Raw genomic sequence first — 17,531 nt, 5'->3', positions numbered from 1 at the left:
ATGACCCTGCCGAGGGGACTGCGGATGGTGCAGGTCGCGTACGCGACCACCGACGTGCGCGCGAGCGCCCGGAGCTGGCACGAGCGCTACGGCGCCGGGCCGTTCTACGTGCGCGAGCACGTGCCGACCGAGCGGGTCGAGGTGCCCGGCGACGGCCCGGGTTCCGTGCCCGGGGTGTTCGACCACACCTGCGCGCTGGGGCAGTGGGGCAACGTCATGGTGGAGTTCGTCCACCACCACACGCTCAAGCCCGCCGCGCTCGACCGGGACATGCGCCGCGACCCCGGCGGGATCCACCACGTGGCGTGCTTCGTCGACGACCTCGACGCGGCCCGCGACCAGCTCGTCGCCGAGGGCGCGAGGGTGGTCATGGACGCCTCGACGCCGGAGGTGCGGTTCGTGTTCCTCGACCCAGGGCCGCAGGTCGGCCACCTGATCGAGCTGTACGAGGCCACGCCCTACCTGTCCCGGCTCTACGGGCGGGTGGCGGAGGCGGCGCGGGACTGGGACGGGTCAGACCTGCTGCGGGAGCGGTGAGCCCGTGGGACGCCGGATCGCGCTGGCCTGCCTGGACTTCCTGGACGACGAGCCGGAGGTGCACGTCGCCGCGGCCGCGGAGGCCGGGTTCGACGCGGTGACCCTGCGGGTCGCCGGCAGCCGGGAGCCCGTGACCGGGGACCTCGGACGGGACCCCCGCCGCCGTGGGCGGACGCTTGCCGCGCTGCGGTCCACCGGCCTCGGCGTCCTCGACGTCGAGGCGCTCCGGCTGAGCACGCGGCTGTCCCGGGCCGAGGTCACGGCCGCGATCGAGCTGGCGGCCGAGTGCGGGGCGGCCCACCTGCTGGTGGTGAACACCGAGCTGGCACCGGCCGAGGCCGCCGGCCGGCTGGCGGCGATCGTCGAGGAGGCCGCCCCGGCCGGGGTGCTGCCGTGCCTGGAGCCGATGGTGTTCACGCGGTGCCGGACCCTCGCCGAGGCGATCGCGGTGGCCGTCCCGGCCGGCGCCGGGGTGCTGGTGGACGCCCTGCACCTGTACCGCTCGGGCGGCGGCGTGGCCGAGGTCGCCGCGGCGGTCGCGACCCACGGCGACGCGCTCTTCCCGTACCTGCAGCTCTGCGACGCCCCGCTCGCCGCGCCCGAGGGCGGCATGGAGGCGCTACGCGCCGAGGCGCTCGCCGCGCGCCTGCTGCCCGGTGACGGCGAACTGGACCTCACCGGACTGATCGCGGCGCTGCCGGGTCGGGCGGTCTCGGTCGAGGCGCCCACCGTCACGACCCGCGGCATGGCACCGCTCGACCGCGCCCGCGCGGCGTGGTCGGCGGTCGCGACCCTCGACCGTCCACAACAGACCAGCACCGTGAAGGAGGCATCGTGACACTGAGCGCTGACCCCGTCGCCCGCATCAACCGGCTCTACCTCGGGGGCGAATGGGTGTCCAAGACCGAGGACGACCCCGTGTACGAGGTGGTGTCACCGGCGACCGGCGAGGTGGTGGCCGTCGCCGCGGACCCGACGATCGAGGACGCCGAGCGCGCGGTCGCCGCCGCCCGCGAGGCGTTCGACCACGGGCCGTGGCCGACGCTGCCGCTCGCCGAGCGCATCGCGGTGCTGAGCCGGTTCTGCGACGAGTTCGAGGCCCGCAAGGACGAGTTCGACGCCGCGTGGACCACCGAGTCCGGGCCGACGCTCGCGCACGCCGCCGCCCTCGACGGCGGCGTGGTGCTGATCTGGCGGAGCCTGCTGGAGCAGGCCAAGGAGCTGCGGCTGACGGAGCGGCGCGAGGTGCCCGACGGCGTCGTGGACGTGGTCAGGGAGCCCATCGGCCCGGCGGTGGTCATCACCGCCTGGAACGGCCCCGGTCTCTACCTCGCGATGAAGCTGGTGCCCGCCCTGCTCGCCGGATGCCCGGTGGTGCTGAAGATGGCCCAGGAGTCGCAGCTCACCGCCGCGCTGGTCGGTGAGCTGGCCGAGGCGGCCGGGCTGCCGAAGGGCGTGCTGAGCGTGCTGGCCGCCTCCACCGAGGTGAGCGCCCACCTCGTGGCCCATCCCGCGATCGACAAGGTGAGCCTCACCGGCTCGATCCCCGCCGGGAAGGCCGTGATGAGCGCCTGCGCGGGCCGGCTCGCCAACGTGACGCTGGAGCTGGGCGGCAAGTCGCCCGCGGTGATCCTCGACGACATCCCGCTCGACGACGTCCTGCCGTCGCTAGTGCCCGGGTTCATCGCCTTCAACGGCCAGATCTGCGCGGCACTGACCCGCGTGGTCGTACCCCGGCACCGGCACGACGAGGTGGTCGCCGCGCTCGTGGAACGGCTGGGTGCCATGACGGTGGGCGATCCGACGGACGCCTCCTCCGACCTCGGCCCGCTGGCGAGCGCGCGCCAGTTCGAGCGCGTCCTCGGCTACATCGACGCGGGCGTGCGGGAGGGCGCCGACCTGGTGCTCGGCGGGGGAAGGCCCGAGGGGCTCGACCGCGGCTGGTACGTCGCGCCGACCGTGTTCGCGAACGTCGACCCCGGCGCGACCATCGCGCAGGAGGAGATCTTCGGGCCGGTGCTCAGCGTGATCCCGTACGACAGCCTCGACGAGGCCGTCGACATCGCCAACGGCACGCCGTACGGTCTCGCCGCCTCGGTCTACGCCGCCGACGAGGAGCTGGCCCGCCGCGTCGCGGGCCGGATCCGCGCGGGCGCCGTGGCGGTCAACACCGCCGGGGTGTCGCTCTTCGCGCCGTTCGGCGGGTTCAAGCAGTCCGGTTTCGGCCGCGAGTTCGGCCTCGAGGGGCTCGCGGAGTTCCTCCAGTACAAGTCCGTCAAGGTGAAGTGAGCGGGAGAGCGACCATGAAGTCCCACGGTGCGGTGCTGTTGAAGACCCAGCAGAACGTGCGCAACGACTGGCACGTCGAGGAGCTCGAGATCTCGCCGCCGAAGCGCGGCGAGGTGATGGTCAAGCTCAAGGCGGCAGGCCTCTGCCATTCCGACAACCACGCCGCGGCGGGCGACCAGGCCGTGGACTTCGCGCCGTTCCTCGGCGGCCACGAGGGCGCCGGGATCGTCGAGGAGGTCGGCGAGGGCGTCACCGAGCTGGCGGTCGGCGACCACGTCACGTGCACCTTCATGCCGTCCTGCGGCAAATGCGTGCCCTGCGTCCGCGGAATCGGCCAGCTGTGCGACCGCGGGGCCGGGCTGCTCCAGGGCGTCATGCTCGACGGCACCCACCGCATCCACACGGCGGCGGGCGAGCCGGTGGGGCCGATGACCTACCTGGGTACGTTCAGCGAGCGCATCGTCGCGCCCGTGGACTCGGTCATCAAGATCGACAAGGACATCCCGTTCCCCGCGGCCGCGCTGGCCGGCTGCGCCGTGCCCACCGGCTGGGGCACGGCCGTGCGGATCGCCGGGGTCGAGATCGACGACGTCGTGGTGGTGCTCGGCGTCGGCGGGGTCGGGATGAGCGCGGTGCAGGGCGCCAAGCACGCCGGTGCCCGCGAGATCATCGTCATCGACCCCGCGGAGTTCAAGCAGCGGGAGGCGCCGAAGTTCGGGGCGACCCACGCGGTCGGCTCGATCGAGGAGGCGATGCCGCTGCTGACCGACCTCACCCACGGCCGGATGGCCGACAAGGTGATCGTCACCATCGGCGTGGTCGAGGGCACGATGATCCAGCCGATGCTCGGCCTGCTCGCCAAGGGCGGCACGATGGCGATCGCCGGCGTCTCGTCCATGTGGGACATCGACGCCCGGTTCAACATCTTCGGCTTCGTGATGATGCAGCAGACGATCAGGGGCGGCCTGTACGGCGGGCTGCAGCCCAGCGTCGACATCCCCAGGCTGCTGGCGCGCTACCAGCGCGGGGAGCTGATGATCGACGAGATGATCACCCGCACGTACACCCTCGACCGGATCAACGAGGCGTACGCCGACATGGAGGCCGCCCGCAACATCCGCGGCGTCATCCTCTACGACGACTGACCGTGCAGCACCGCATCTTCCTCGTCCCCCCGCTCGGCGATCCCGAGGCCGGCCGCCGGCACTGGGAGCAGCGGCACGGCGACCTCTTCACGGCGACCCCCGGCCTCCTCGGCTACACCCAGAACCGGCCGGTGGCGCAGGAGTGGGCCCGCGGCACGGCCCGGTTCTGCTCCGAGACCTGGTTCGCCGACCGGGACGCCGAGCGCGGGGCCTACTCCTCGGCGTACTACCGCGAGGTCGTCACACCCGACGAGGCGTCCTTTTTGGACCGGCAGGCGGCGTGGTCCGCCGCGGTGGTGGGCGGGGAGGCCGGGCCTGCCGACGGGATCCGGGTCCTGTGGTTCGACGACGCCCCGCCACCGGGCGCCCGCTGGCGTCCGCTGGAGCTGTCCCGGCCCGTGCCGCCGCCCGGCCGGGGCACCCGCGTGTACACCGCGGTGATGGCGGAACCCGGCGAGGCGCTGGCGCTGACCCGCGGCGCCGGGCCGGTCGCCCTGGTCTGCCGTCCTCGCGCGTATGCCCTACCGAGCCCGAAGGGGAGCCAACGATGACCGCCCTCACCGCCCGCGTCGACGCGCCCTCGGCCGTCCCCACCGTCGGCGAGGCGCTGACGCGCGCCGCGGAACGGTGGCCGGACGCCGACGCCGTCGTCTACCCGGAACGCCGCCACACGTACGCCCAGCTGCTCGCCCGCTCGCGCCTCGCGGCGCGCTCCCTCGCCGGGCTCGGCATCGAGCCCGGCGAACGGATCGGCATCCTCATGCCGAACTGCCTGGAGTTCCTGGAGGTGTTCTTCGGCGCCCACCTGGCCGGGATCGTGCCGGTGACGGTCAATGCCCGCTACAAACCCAAGGAGCTGCGGCACGTCGTCGCCGACGCGGACCTGGTCGCTCTGGTGACGACCGACCTGGTGGCCGAGTACGTGCCGTTCGCCGACCTGCTCGGCCGCGCGTTCGAAGGCGGGACGCCGCCGCGGCTGCGCACCCGGGTGCTGCTCGGCGCGAGCAGTCCCGAGGGTTACGTCGACCAGGCGGGCTGGGAGGACGCGGCACACGCGGTGGATCCCGCGGCCGTCGCCGCGCGGGGAGCCGCCGTCGGGGCCGACGACATCGCCGTGATCATGTACACCTCCGGCACCACCTCGTCCCCGCGTGGCTGCCCGCTCACCCACGGCGCCCTGATGCGCACGGCGGACTGCGTGGCGGAGCGGTTCACGCTCACCGAGCGGGAGCGGTTCTGGGACCCGCTGCCGCTGTTCCACATGGCCGGGCTGCTACCCACGTTGGCCAACGTGCTGCGCGGCGGCGCGACGCTCAGCATGACCCACATCGACGCCGACACCGCGCTGCGCCAGCTCGCCGGGGAACGGGCGACGTTCGCCTATCCGGCCTTCCCGACGATCACGCAGTCGATCATCCACCACCCCGGCTTCGCCTCCGCCGACCTCTCCCGCATCCGGGCCGTGCTCGACACCGCGCCCGCCGACACGCTGAGGCAGGTGCAGGCGGCGTTCCCGCAGGCCAAGGTCGTCGGCTCCTACGGCCTCACCGAGGCGGGCGGGGTGATCACCTACAGCCATCTCGACGACCCGCTGGAACTGCGGCTCACGACGGCGGGCAGACCGTTTCCGGGGATGCGCGTCGCGATCGTCGACCCCGTGACGGAGGAGGAGTGTCCCGCGGGCGTCACCGGCGAGATTCGGGTGTCGGGCCCCGGCATGTTCACCGGCTACCTCAACGACCCCGGGACCACCGCCGCGCGGACCGACGCGCACGGCAGGCTGCGCACCGGGGACCTCGGCAGCGTGGACGAGAGCGGCCGGATCACCTACACCGGCAGGCTCAAGGACATGCTCAAGGTCGGCGGCGAGAACGTCGCCGCCGCCGAGATCGAGGCCCACCTCGCGCAGCACCCCGCGGTGAAGATCGCCGCGGTCGTCGGCGTCGCGGACCCGCGCCTGCAGGAGGTGCCGGTGGCGTTCGTGGAGCTCGTGCCGGGCCACGACGCGACCGAGGAGGACCTGATCGCCCACTGCCGCGGCGAGCTCGCCACGTTCAAGGTGCCGCGGCGGGTCTGGTTCGTCACCGAGTGGCCGATGTCGACGACGAAGATCCAGAAGTTCCGGCTGCGCGAGCAGGCCGCCGAGTACGTCAGGGGTGAGGGCCGGTGAGCGGGGGAGCGGTCGCGGTCGTGACCGGCGCGGGATCCGGGCTGGGTAAGGCGTTCGCCGAGCTGTGGCTGGAGCGGCACGGACCCGTCGTGGGCGTCGACCTCGCCGCCGAACGGGTCGGGTGGCTGGACGGCACGCGGGCCGGGCGGCACCCGTCGGCGGGCCTGGCCGCCGACGTCACCGGCGCCGAGGGCAACGAGGCCGCCGTGCGCCTGGCCGAGGAACGCTTCGGGCGGCTCGACGCCGTGGTGCTCTCCGCCGGAATCACCGCGTGGGGTCACATCGAAAGCCTCGACCTCGCCGTCTACGACCGCGTGATGGACGTCAACGTCCGGGCGGGCGCGCTGGGGATCAGGGCGGCCGCGCCCGCGCTGCGCCGGTCGGGTGGCGGCTCGATCGTCGTGCTGTCGTCGGTGTCGGGCACCGGCGGGGAACCGGAGCACTGGGCCTACTGCACGTCGAAGGCCGCGATCACCAACCTGGCCCGCTCGGCCGCGGTCGACCTCGCCCCCGACGGCATCCGGGTCAACGTCGTGGCGCCCGGCCCCACCCACACCGAGCTGACGCGCCCGATCAAGGACACCCAGCCGGAGAAGTACGACGAGCTGCGCCGCAGCCTGCCGCTGGGGCGATGGGGCGAACAGGAGGAGGTGGCCGAGGCGATCGCGTTCCTCGCCTCGCCCGCGTCGTCGTTCATCACCGCCGCGGTCCTCCCCGTCGACGGCGGAGCCACCGGGCGCACCGCGCAGCTGGCGCCGCCGGGCGGCTGAGGCCCGGCACGGCGGCCGGTGCTGTTCCGGACGGTCGGACGCGCGGCGACGGAACAGCACGAACAGCGACCACACCTACCGCGGGGCGTCCTTACCGGCGAACCGGTCCAGGACGTTGCGGGAGATGCGGGCGACGTTGTTGTCGTAGCCGTTCCACGCGAGGCTGCCCGCCCAGCAGATCGAGCCCACGGAGAACACCGCGCCTCCTCCGTCGACCTCGAAGTACGTCAGGTCGGCCCGGACCAGCTCGTTCTCCGTGCCGCCCTGACCGGGCGCCGTCATCAGCAGCTCCTCCTGGGTGATCTGGTACCGGTCGTCCAGCTGCGCCGAGGTGGCGAGCCGCAGCGCGTGGTCCGGGGTTCCGAGGTCGGGCCCGTAGCGGTCCACCTCGTCGCCCGCCGCGCCGCCGAGGACGTAGCCGAAATCGCCGATCGGCTCGTCGGGGTCGATGCCGGCGAAGACGAACGCGGCGCGCTCGTCGAAGCTGTCGGGCAGCCGGTGGTAGGGAACCGCGCGGCCCCAGCCCTGTGCGGCCATGCCGACGCCGACGAACTGCTGCGGCACGTAGCCGTTGAAGCGCCAGAGCCCGCCGTGGTCGAAGCTCGCGCTGTGCACCAGCTCGCCCGGCGGGGAGTCCCAGCAGCGCGTGCCGGAGTTGCCGCGCCGGACCTCGATGACGTGGGGCCGGTCCGCGAAGGCGCTCGTGACCCAGTAGAAACCGTTGCCGCCCAAGTACATCAGCCGCCCGCCGTCGCCGAGATAGCCGGCGAGCGCGTCCATCATCGGCCTCGTCCAGTACTCGGGGTGGGACCCGGTGACGACCACGTTGTAGCGGGACAGCAGCTCGGTTCCCTCCCGATGCAGGTCCTCGTCGAGCGCGATGTCGACCGAGTGCTCGGCGCCCAGCGACTGCAGCCAGCCGAGCAGGTAGAGGTCGGCCGCGAGGTGACGGACGTGGCCGGAGAGCCAGTTGTGGTAGTGCGGACGGAGGTTGAGCACGGGGCGCAGTCGCGAGGAGTAGGCGACGCCACTGCCATCGTTGTGCGTGTCGTAGAGGGACTTGCCGACCTCGTCGTGACCGGTGATGAAGTGGTCCTGTGGCGCCAGCTCCATCTCGTGGACCATGAAGTCCTCTTGGAGCCCGGACTGGAACAGCCGTTCGTTGGCGTAGGCGAGGTAGGTGAAGCTGGGGACCAGGAACAGCACGTCGGAGTGCGTGCCCGCCGGACGCCGGACGAAGAACGGGAGGTAGTCCAGCTCGTCGCCCGCCCGCAGCCGCAGCGCGTACGCGCCCGCCGGGAGATCCTCCGGCACCGTCCACCGCAGGCTCGGCTCCCACGCGGCGTCGGTGAGGTCGTCGTCGTGGAAGTGCACGGCGGCGTAGTGCTCCGGCGCGACCGTGAAGTCGTGGCGGGTGCCGTCCCAGCGGCTCGACGTGACGCCGCGCTGTGGTCCCTGGTGCAGCGTGCCGTGCCGGTCGTGGCCAGAGACGTCCCTGGCCAGCGCGGTCGCGAAGTCCGCGCCGAGGTCGTAGTCGGCGACGAGCGCCGCGGGTTCCACGGCCCGGCGGGCACGGGCGGCCGCGATCTCGTCGGTGCCCAGCGCCCGGCCCCAGAACCGGGGGTTCTCGATCTTGCCGTTGAAATGGTCGTCGAGGCCGTGCCAGTCGCCGATCGTGACCGGCTTCGCCGCGAGAAAGGTGCCGGTGACCTCCGCTCGGGACAGGTCGGCGTCGAGCGTCGCCTCCACGACGGACTCCTGGTTCCGCCGTTGCCAGCCGGACTCCTGCACGACGAGCAGCCTCGCCCTGCGCGCCGCGCGGTCGTAGTCTGCGTGGACGAAGAACCAGCGGTCCCGCGTGAGTTCCACCGGCGCGACGAGCGTCGTCTCGGCCGAGTCCGCACCGCGCAGGTGCAGCGCGAGGCGGCCGTCGGTGCCGATGCCGAGGGTGAGGTGTCCATCCCGAGCGGACAGACCTGAGTGGACGAGCACCTGCGCGTGGTCGCCGTGCGGGGCGGTGGGCAGGAACCGCAGCTGGACGCTGAACGCGTTGTCGCGCAACCAGTCCGAGGGCAGCGGGAGCTCCGCGTAGGAACCGATGTCCGTGTGCTGGATCGAGCCCGGGTAGGTCCCGTCGCACGCGGCGCCGACCTCGCGGACGGGCAGGTCGGTGGCCTTCGGGTCGGTCATCCCGCCGAGCAGCTCCACGATCTCGGCGCGGTACTCCGGCCGGTTGGTGCTGACGTGGAACGTGATCGGGTCACCACCCCGGACGCTCCAGACGTCGGCGTACCCGGTGATGTTCAGGATGTCGTCATCGGCGTTGAGCCGCAGGTATTCGCGCTCACTGTGGGGCATTCTCGTACTCCTCGGTGCCGTGCGCGGTCGCGAAGAACTCGGCGACCCTGGGATCCGTCGTCGTCCGGGGCGCGGCCAGGGTCAGCACTATGCCGACCACGGCGCTGAGCGCGACCCCGACGGGGCTGATCAGGTAGTAGGGGAAGCTGGCAAGCAGCGCGACGGTGACATAGCAGACGCCGGCCACCAGCGAACCCAGTGCCGCCGTGGTGGTGAACCGCTTCCAGTAGAGTCCGGCGAGGATCGGGAACGCCAGCAGCGCGGTGAACACCGAGACGTAGGTCAGCGCGATCAGGATGTTGCCGACGAAGGTCAGCGCGAACGCCAGGGTGGACAGGCCGAGCACCAGGAACACGACGCGGCTCGTCGCCACGTAGAAGCCGTCCGTGCGGTCGCGGAAGACGTAGCGCTTGACGATGTCGTTGACGACGATCGACACGGCAGAGTTCCAGATCGCGACCATCGTGCTGATGCCGACGAGCAGGAGCGTGACGAGCAGCAGGCCCTGCACGACGGCCGGGGTGTACTCGAGCACGAGACGGGGGAGCGCCTCCTCGGGCTTGTCCAGGTTCGGCATCACCACCTTGCTGAACATCGTCGTGAGCGCGACCAATGCGTAGAGCACCGTGATGAGCACCGTGTTCGTCAGCATGGCCCGGTAGGCGATGCGCTCGTTGCGCGCAGAGAAGATGCGCTGGCCGTACCAGGGTGCGGCGATGTAGAGCATGATGTTCTGGAAGCACCACGTGAGGATCGCCGCGAAGCCGTAGTCCTGCAGGTCCCAGATCGGTTCCAGCGACAGGAAACGCTCGTCGAACACGTCGCCGAGGCTGCCGAAGCCGTCGGCCGCGAGGTAGCCGACGACGAACAGCACGGGGATGAACACGAGGATCATAAGGTAGGCGACGACGTCGAACGACAGCGCGGTCAGGAACCCGCCGGCGAGGGCGAGGATGAGACACACGGCGGTGATCGCGATGACCGTCGTGAGTGGATCGATGCCGAGCAGGACCGAGGAGACGACGGACAGCCCCGCGAGGTAGGTCGCCGGCGCGATCCAGGTGAACGTGAGCGTGACGACGCTCGCGAGCCCGCGCGTGACCTCCGAGAAGCGTCCGGGGAACCGGCGCTCGAAGAACTCCGCGATGGTGGAGATGCCCAGGCGGCGGTAGGGGCGGGCCACGGTCAGCGCGTAGAGGCCGAACACGAAGATGAAGATCAGCGACGTGTACCAGATGCCGACGGAGCCGTAGAGGTAGGCGACCGAGGCGCCGCCGATGAGGGTGGCCGTGTTGAACTCGGCGGCGCCGAGCGTGGCCACCAGCGTGGGGAACCCGGTGTTGCGTCCCGCCAGGTTGTAATCCTTGTAGGTCTTCACTCTCCGGTACGAGCGGTAGGAGAGGTAGCCCAGGAGAGCCACGAAGGCGATGACGATCGCGTACTTTTCGAGCATGTCACGTCCAGGTGGAGGCAGAGGTCCGAGGTAGGCAGCGGCGCGTGCGGGTCGCGGAGGCTGTGGTCCTCGCTGCCCGCAAGTGTGGGCTTATGCCCGGAGTTCGTGACATGTTGACCGTTGTTGTGGCATTTGGCAAGCCCCGGTCTCGCCGTTACGCGTTGTTAATCGGCTTGTGAGGCGGATTCGAGGACACCGGGCCTTGACCGGCCGATGCACGATCTCCATACTTCTCCACAAGTATCCACAGATTTCCACGAACGGGTCTCGTCCATGTTGGTTGTCGAGCGGCACGCCCGCATCACCCAGGCCATCCAGTGCGGCAGCGTCGTGTCGACCACGGAGCTGGCGGCCCTGCTGGGCGTCTCCGCCGAGACGATCCGGCGCGACCTCGCCGAACTGGAGGCGAAGGGTGCGCTGGTGAGGGTCCGGGGTGGAGCGATGCGGACCGGGCACGTGAGCGACGAGCCCCCGTTCGTCGAGCGGTCGGGCACCGGGACCGAGGCCAAGGAGGCCATCGGGAGGCTCGCCGCCGAGCAGGTCGAGCCGGGGCAGACCGTGGTCATCGACGTGGGAACCACGGCCATGTACGTGGCGCGCGCCCTGGCGGCGGGCGGCTTCTCCGGCGTGGTGATCACCTGCTCGATCCTGGTCGCGAACGAGCTCGCCGACGTGTCCGAGATCGAGGTGCAGCTCAGCCCGGGCCGGATGCGGCACGGTGACCGCGCCCTGTCCGGTCCCGCCACGCAGACCTACTTCGAGGACGTGTTCGCCGACGTGGCGTTCCTCGGCTCCGGCGGTGTGCACGCCGACGCCGGGCTCACCGACTTCTACGTCGACGAAACCCATGTGAGGCGCGTCATCATGCGCCATTCCGCCGCGAACTACGTGCTCGCCGACGGCAGCAAGCACCAGCGCATCGCGCCCTACCGCGTGGCGCCGCTCGCCGACATCGACGCCCTGATCACGGACCAGGAGCCGCCCGTCGAGCTGGAGCGGGCGGTCACGCGCGCGAGTGGGCAGATCATCCGGCCGCGCGAGGACGCCGCGCCGGAAGGAAAGGACTGAGATGAGTCAGGCGGCACGAGGGAGTGCCGGCGGTACCGGTGACGGTGTGTCGGAATTCGGCTACTCGCAACAGATGAAGCGGGAGCTGGGCTGGTACACGTCCTTCGCCGTGGCCTTCGGCTTCGTTTCGATCGCGACCGGCATCTTCACCGCCTACGGGTCGGTGCTGAACTCATCCGGCCCGCTGGGCATCTGGACGTGGCCGGTCGTGGTCGTCGGACAGCTGTGCGTGGCACTGGTGTTCGGCGCGCTGGCCGCGCGGATCCCCGTCAGCGGGTACGCCTACCAGTGGATCTCCCGCCTGGCGAACCCGGTGCTCGGCTGGATCATGGGCTGGGTCTCCTTCACGTTCCTCGCGGTCGTGGTGGTAGCGGTCGACTACACGATCGCCTCGACGATCCTGCCCGTGCTCTTCCAGTACCAGGGCACCAGCGCGAACGCGTGGGTCGTCACGGCGGGCGTGCTGCTCCTGCAGGCCGTGCTCGTCGCGTTGTCGACGCGAGCGACCCAGCGCGTCAACAATGTCGCGGTGACCATGCAGCTCGTCGGGATGGTTCTGCTGACCGTGCTGCTGTTCGTGGTCGGCGCCGCGACGGGCGTGCTCGACTTTGGCACCTTGTTCAGCACCGGCGACGTGCCGAGCGAGGGTTACTTCGCGCTCGGCGGCCTCACCAGCGCCGGGCCGTGGTCGCTGGGCTTCCTGATGGGCGCGTTCACCATCGTCGGCTTCGAGGCGGCGGCGAACCTCGCCGAGGAGACGCGAGATCCGGCACGCGTGGTGCCCAAGGCGATGGCACAGGCCGTCGTGGGGCTCGGCGTGCTCGGCATGCTGTTCCTGATCGCGGTGACCGCGCTGGCCGGCGACCCGGCCGCGCTCGCGCGGTCCGACACCCCGGTCGCGGACGTCATCGCGCGGGTCCTCGGGTCCTACGTCGGCAAGGGGCTGCTCGTCCTCGTCGTGATCTCGATCTTCTCGTGTGGCCTGGTGATCTCGCTCAGCGGAGCCCGGCTGGTGTGGGCGATGGCGCGTGACAAGCGGTTCCCCGCGTGGCGGCTGCTGAACCGCGTCACCCCGGCCACGGGCACGCCCCTGAACGCCTCGGTGTTCCTGTTCGTGGTCAGCCAGATCGTGCTCGGGCTGTTCGCGAGCTCCACCCAGGCGCTGTTCTCGCTGTTCTCCGCCGCGACGTTGCTGCCCGCGCTCATCTACGCCGCGACGGTCGCGCTCTACCTCGTCAAGCGCCGCAGCCTGCCGCCGTCGAAGGGCTTCCGGCTCGGGCGCTGGGAGGCGCCGGTGCTCGTGGTGTCGGTCGTGTGGCTGGTCTACGAGCTACTGATCTTCCGGGACGCGTCGTTCGCCGAACCCTGGCTCTACGTGCTGGTGATGTTCGCGATCGGTGCGGCCTACCTCGGCTACCTGCTCGTCCGCCACGGGGTGTCGGGACTGTCCATGCCGGACATGCACGACATCGACAAGACCCTCGACCACGATCAGCAGGGCGTCGCGGCCGGAGGTGGGGCATGACCGCCGTGCTCGCCATCGACCAGGGCACCTCGGGGACCAAGGCGATGGTCGTCGACGGCGATGACCGGGTCCTCAGCGTCGCCGAACTACCCGTGCGCCCGCGCTACCTCTCCGGCGGCGGCGTGGAGATCGACCCGCACGCGCTGCTCGAGTCCGTTGTGGATTCGGGACGCCGGGCGGTCGCCGGCGCGGGCGTGCCCGTCGGCTGTGTCACCCTCGCCAACCAGGGCGAGACCGTGCTCGCCTGGGATCCCGGCACCGGACGCCCGCTCACCCCGGCGATCGTCTGGCAGGACCGGCGCTCGGCCCCGATCTGTACCCGCCTGGCCGCCTCGGCCGACCTCGTGGCCCGGCGGACCGGACTGGTGCTGGACCCGTACTTCTCGGCACCCAAGATGCGGTGGATCCGCGAGGAGCTGACCACCGAAGGCATCGTGACCACCTCGGACACGTGGCTGGTGCACCAGCTCACGGGCGAGTTCGTCACCGACGCCGCCACGGCGTCCCGATCGCTGCTGCTGAACCTGGACACGGCGACGTGGGACGGCGAGCTGCTGGAGTTGTTCGGCCTCGCGGGCGAGCAGCTGCCGCGGATCGCGGGCTGCGACGAGATCGTGGGGGAGACGACGGCGTTCGGCGCGTCCACCCCGGTCGGCGGCCTGGTGGTCGATCAGCAGGCGGCGCTGCTGGCACAGCGGTGCCTCGCCCCCGGCGAGGCGAAATGCACGTTCGGCACCGGGGCGTTCCTGCTCGCCAACCTGGGCGAGCGCGCGGCCCGCTCCACCGCGGGCCTGGCGGCGTCGGTCGCGTGGCGGGCGCGGGGCGGGACGGCGTACTGCGTCGACGGGCAGGTCCCCGCCGCCGCCTCGGCCGTGCGCTGGCTGCAGGACCTCGGCCTGCTGGGCAGTCCGGACGAGCTGGACCGTGTCGCGGCCGGTGACGCCGACGGCGTGCTGTGCGTGCCCGCGCTCGCCGGGCTCTCGGCCCCGTGGTGGGAGCCGACGGCGTCGGCGGCGCTCACCGGCATGACACTGTCCACATCGGCCGGTCACGTCGTCAGGGCCGTCCTCGACGGCATCGCGGCCCAGGTCGCCGAGCTCGTCGACTGCGTGGCCCGCGACCTCCACCGTCCGTTGCCGAGGCTGCGCGTCGACGGTGGCCTCACCCGCAGCCGCGTGCTCATGCAGGCGGTCGCGGACCTGACCGGCGCCGAGGTCGACGTGTACCCCTCGGCGCACGCCACCGCACTCGGCGCTGCCGCGTTCGCCCGCCTCGCCGTGGCCCCCCGGCTCTCCCTCGCCGACGCGATCGTCGGCTGGGCCCCGGCGGCGACGTTCACCCCTGCCCTCGACACCGGTGCCGCGGCGGAGTTCCGGGCCCGGTGGCGATCGGCGGTCGACGCCGCCGTGATCCAGAAGGAGAAGGAATGACTGCATCGCTCGGTACCCCACCGGGCACCACCGTCGTCGACGTGGCCGTGATCGGAGCGGGGGTGGTCGGTTCCGCGATCGCCCGGCTGCTCTCCGGGCACGAGCTCGACATCGCGCTGCTCGACGCACGCGACGACGTCGGCGACGGGACGAGCAAGGCCAACACCGCGATCCTGCACACCGGCTTCGACGCCTCACCGGGAACCCTGGAGTCCCGGCTCGTCGCCGAGGGTTACCACCTGCTCAAGGACTACGCCGACCGCACCGGCATCCCGTACGAGCCGACCGGGGCGCTCCTGGTCGCGTGGGACGACGAGCAGCTGGGCGCACTGCCGGAGCTGCAGCGCAAGGCCGAGCGCAACGGGTACCACGCGACCGAGATCGTCGGACCGGGTGAGGTGTACGCGCAGGTGCCCGCGCTCGGCCCCGGCGCGCTCGGCGGGCTCACCGTGCCCGGCGAGTCGATCATCTGCACGTGGACCACCACACTCGCACTGGCCACGGACGCCGTGCGCAGGGGAACGCGGCTGCTGCGCGGGCACCGCGTCGAGTCGGTGACCGTCGACGGCGACCACACCGTCCTGCACACGAGTGCGGGCGACGTGCGCGCGCGGTGGGTGGTCAACGCCGCGGGGCTCGGCGGCGACGTGATCGACGGACACTTCGGGCACGACCGGTTCCACCTGCATCCCCGGCGCGGGGAACTGTTCGTCTACGACAAGCAGGCCAGGCCGCTCGTGGACCGGATCGTCCTGCCGGTTCCATCCAAGCTGGGCAAGGGCGTGCTCATCAGCCCCACGATCTACGGCAACGTCATGCTGGGCCCCACCGCCGAGGACATGACCGACCGCCACGACACGGCCACCACCGAGAGCGGCTACGCCTTCCTGCTGGACAAGGGAAGGCGCATCATGCCGTCCCTGCTGCGCGAGGAGGTCACCGCGACCTACGCGGGCCTGCGTGCCGCCAGCGACGTCAGCGACTACACGATCGAGGTCGACGCCGTGCAGCGGTACGCCGTCGCGGGCGGAATCCGCTCGACGGGGCTGACCTCCAGCATGGCCGTCGCCGAGTACCTCGTGGACCTCCTCGGCAAGGCGGGGCTGAGCCTGCACCCGCGCGACGAGCTGCCGGAGCCGCCGCACATGCCGAACATCGGCGAGGCCCGGCCGCGGCCGTACGCGGACGCCGAGCGCATCGCGCGGGACCCGGCCTACGGGACGGTGGTCTGCTTCTGCGAGCGCGTCACGCGGGGCGAGATCCGCGACGCGCTGAGCTCCATCATCCCGCCGCACGACCTGGACGGGCTGCGGCGGCGCACCCGCGCGATGAACGGCCGCTGCCAGGGCTTCTACTGCGGCGCCACGGTGACCGGAATGCTGCGGGACGCGCCGCGGCGCGGAGAGGGGCAACAACGATGAGCACACCTCGCACGCGGCTCACCCCCGAGGTGGCCATTGTCGGTGGGGGACCGGCCGGGCTGCGCGCGGCCAGCGAGCTGGCGCAGAGCGTGAGCGGGGACGTGCTGGTGCTCGAACGCGAGCACGAGGCCGGCGGCATCCCCCGGCACTGCGCCCACACCGGGTTCGGTATCCGCGACCTGCACCGGGTCCTCAATGGACCGGATTACGCCAGACGCCTGGTACGCGCGACGGAGGCGGCGGGAGCGGTGATCCGGACCGACGCGATGGTCACCGGCTGGACCGGCGACGGCGGACTCGAGGTGACGACGCCCGCAGGACTGGCGCAGGTGCACGCGAAGGCGATCGTGCTCGCCACCGGCGCGCGGGAACGCCCCCGCACGGCACGGATGATCCCGGGCGACCGCCCTGACGGCGTCTACACCACCGGCATGCTGCAGAACCTGGTGCACCTGCACCATCGCGAGGCCGGCACGCGGGCGGTGATCGTCGGCAGCGAGCTGGTGAGCTGGTCGGCGGTGCTGACCCTGCGCCACGCCGGTTGCCGCACCGTGCTCATGACCAGCGAGCACCGCAGGCCTGAGGCCTACGCGGCGTTCACCGTTCCCGGTAGACTCGGCCTGCGGGTCCCCGTCCGCACCCGGACCCGCGTGGCCAGGGTCATCGGCAAGGGCCGCGTCGAGGCGGTGGAGATCGAGCACCTCGACAGCGGCTCGCGCGACGTCGTCGAGTGCGACACCGTGGTGTTCACCGGCGACTGGATTCCCGACAACGAACTGGTTCGCGCGGCGGGACTTCCGCTGGACGGTGGTACGTGCGGACCCGTGGTCGACAGCGAGCTCCGCACCGCCCGGCCCGGCCTCTTCGCCGCGGGCAACGTGGTGCACCCGGTGGACACCGCCGACGTCGCGGCGCTCGACGGGGTCCAGGTCGCCACCAGCGTGCTCGAGCACTTCGCGGGCCGTGCCGGCGAGTCAGGGGGAGTGCGGATCGTGGCGGACGAGCCGCTGCGCTGGGTGTCGCCCATGGTGCACACCCCGGGCGGGCGCGGGCCGACTCGCGGCAGGCTGCTCGCGTGGGCCGACACCTACCGGCCGTTCCCGCGCGTGACCGTCCGCCAGGCCGGCGAGGTGATCGCACGGCGCCGGGTGCCCTGGCCCGCGGCGCCAGGACGTGTGTTCCGGATCCCCGGCGAGCTGCTGGACGCCGCCAGGCCGGACGGTGGAGAGCTCCGGATCTCGCTGGGGTAGCCCCAAGCGTCCGGCAGGAGTCCGGTACCCCGCCTGCCTGGCACCAGGTGATGCCACCTGGTGCCAGGCATTTTTGCCTGGTGAACCCTGCTCTTGGCCTTCAATGGCACCTTGC

Annotated in this window: 14 protein-coding genes; 12 read left to right on the top strand and 2 right to left on the bottom strand. The window is 71.8% G+C overall.

Annotation, left to right across the window (positions count from 1 at the left end; translation table 11 throughout):
- Genes BA062_RS14650 through BA062_RS14620 form a run of 7 tightly spaced genes read left to right on the top strand, consistent with a single transcriptional unit; the run spans position 1 to position 6,911 of the window.
- Positions 1 to 537, top strand: a complete 537-nt coding sequence (locus tag BA062_RS14650; protein ID WP_110336584.1) for a VOC family protein — start codon at positions 1 to 3, stop codon at positions 535 to 537.
- Positions 538 to 541: 4 nt separating this feature from the next.
- Positions 542 to 1,375 (top strand): sugar phosphate isomerase/epimerase family protein, encoded by an 834-nt coding sequence (locus BA062_RS14645; protein WP_110336583.1) that lies wholly within the window; start codon positions 542 to 544, stop codon positions 1,373 to 1,375.
- On the top strand, positions 1,372 to 2,826 hold the full coding sequence (locus BA062_RS14640) for an aldehyde dehydrogenase (protein WP_245959821.1): 1,455 nt from the start codon (positions 1,372 to 1,374) through the stop codon (positions 2,824 to 2,826). The genes BA062_RS14645 and BA062_RS14640 overlap by 4 nt, the downstream gene beginning before the upstream one ends.
- A 14-nt stretch (positions 2,827 to 2,840) precedes the next feature.
- A complete protein-coding gene (locus tag BA062_RS14635) occupies positions 2,841 to 3,971 on the top strand; it encodes an NDMA-dependent alcohol dehydrogenase (protein WP_110336582.1) in 1,131 nt (376 codons plus the stop codon).
- A 2-nt stretch (positions 3,972 to 3,973) separates the two neighbouring features.
- The gene (locus BA062_RS14630) at positions 3,974 to 4,522 is read left to right on the top strand and encodes an EthD domain-containing protein (RefSeq protein ID WP_168213953.1); all 549 of its coding nucleotides are present in this window, start codon (positions 3,974 to 3,976) and stop codon (positions 4,520 to 4,522) included.
- Positions 4,519 to 6,141, top strand: a complete 1,623-nt coding sequence (locus BA062_RS14625) for a class I adenylate-forming enzyme family protein (protein WP_110336580.1) — start codon at positions 4,519 to 4,521, stop codon at positions 6,139 to 6,141. Before BA062_RS14630 ends, BA062_RS14625 begins: the two co-directional genes overlap by 4 nt.
- Positions 6,138 to 6,911 (top strand): SDR family NAD(P)-dependent oxidoreductase, encoded by a 774-nt coding sequence (locus BA062_RS14620; protein ID WP_110336579.1) that lies wholly within the window; start codon positions 6,138 to 6,140, stop codon positions 6,909 to 6,911. Before BA062_RS14625 ends, BA062_RS14620 begins: the two co-directional genes overlap by 4 nt.
- A 75-nt stretch (positions 6,912 to 6,986) precedes the next feature.
- Here the strand turns inward: BA062_RS14620 and BA062_RS14615 are convergent, their stop codons facing one another.
- Together BA062_RS14615 and BA062_RS14610 are read right to left on the bottom strand one after the other, a co-directional pair.
- Complete coding sequence (locus BA062_RS14615; RefSeq protein WP_110336578.1) at positions 6,987 to 9,269, bottom strand: N,N-dimethylformamidase beta subunit family domain-containing protein; 2,283 nt, start codon at positions 9,267 to 9,269, stop codon at positions 6,987 to 6,989.
- Complete coding sequence (locus BA062_RS14610) at positions 9,256 to 10,722, bottom strand: sodium:solute symporter family protein (RefSeq protein ID WP_110336577.1); 1,467 nt, start codon at positions 10,720 to 10,722, stop codon at positions 9,256 to 9,258. The genes BA062_RS14615 and BA062_RS14610 overlap by 14 nt, the downstream gene beginning before the upstream one ends.
- A 273-nt stretch (positions 10,723 to 10,995) precedes the next feature.
- On the opposite strand from BA062_RS14610, the gene BA062_RS14605 reads away from it, so the two are divergent.
- From BA062_RS14605 to BA062_RS14585, 5 genes are all read left to right on the top strand, one after another.
- Positions 10,996 to 11,790, top strand: a complete 795-nt coding sequence (locus BA062_RS14605; protein WP_110336576.1) for a DeoR/GlpR family DNA-binding transcription regulator — start codon at positions 10,996 to 10,998, stop codon at positions 11,788 to 11,790.
- Between the two features lie 73 nt (positions 11,791 to 11,863).
- A complete protein-coding gene (locus tag BA062_RS14600; RefSeq protein WP_210406847.1) occupies positions 11,864 to 13,315 on the top strand; it encodes an amino acid permease in 1,452 nt (483 codons plus the stop codon).
- Positions 13,312 to 14,745, top strand: a complete 1,434-nt coding sequence (locus tag BA062_RS14595; protein WP_110336574.1) for an FGGY family carbohydrate kinase — start codon at positions 13,312 to 13,314, stop codon at positions 14,743 to 14,745. The genes BA062_RS14600 and BA062_RS14595 overlap by 4 nt, the downstream gene beginning before the upstream one ends.
- Complete coding sequence (locus BA062_RS14590) at positions 14,742 to 16,166, top strand: NAD(P)/FAD-dependent oxidoreductase (protein WP_110336573.1); 1,425 nt, start codon at positions 14,742 to 14,744, stop codon at positions 16,164 to 16,166. The genes BA062_RS14595 and BA062_RS14590 overlap by 4 nt, the downstream gene beginning before the upstream one ends.
- Positions 16,163 to 17,416 (top strand): NAD(P)/FAD-dependent oxidoreductase, encoded by a 1,254-nt coding sequence (locus BA062_RS14585; RefSeq protein ID WP_110336572.1) that lies wholly within the window; start codon positions 16,163 to 16,165, stop codon positions 17,414 to 17,416. Before BA062_RS14590 ends, BA062_RS14585 begins: the two co-directional genes overlap by 4 nt.
- The last annotated feature ends 115 nt before the right edge of the window (positions 17,417 to 17,531 follow it).

Origin of the sequence: Prauserella flavalba (assembly GCF_003202235.1) — a bacterium.
GTDB classification, from domain to species: Bacteria; Actinomycetota; Actinomycetes; order Mycobacteriales; family Pseudonocardiaceae; genus Prauserella_A; species Prauserella_A flavalba.
This window is presented reverse-complemented; position numbering and strand designations above follow the sequence as displayed.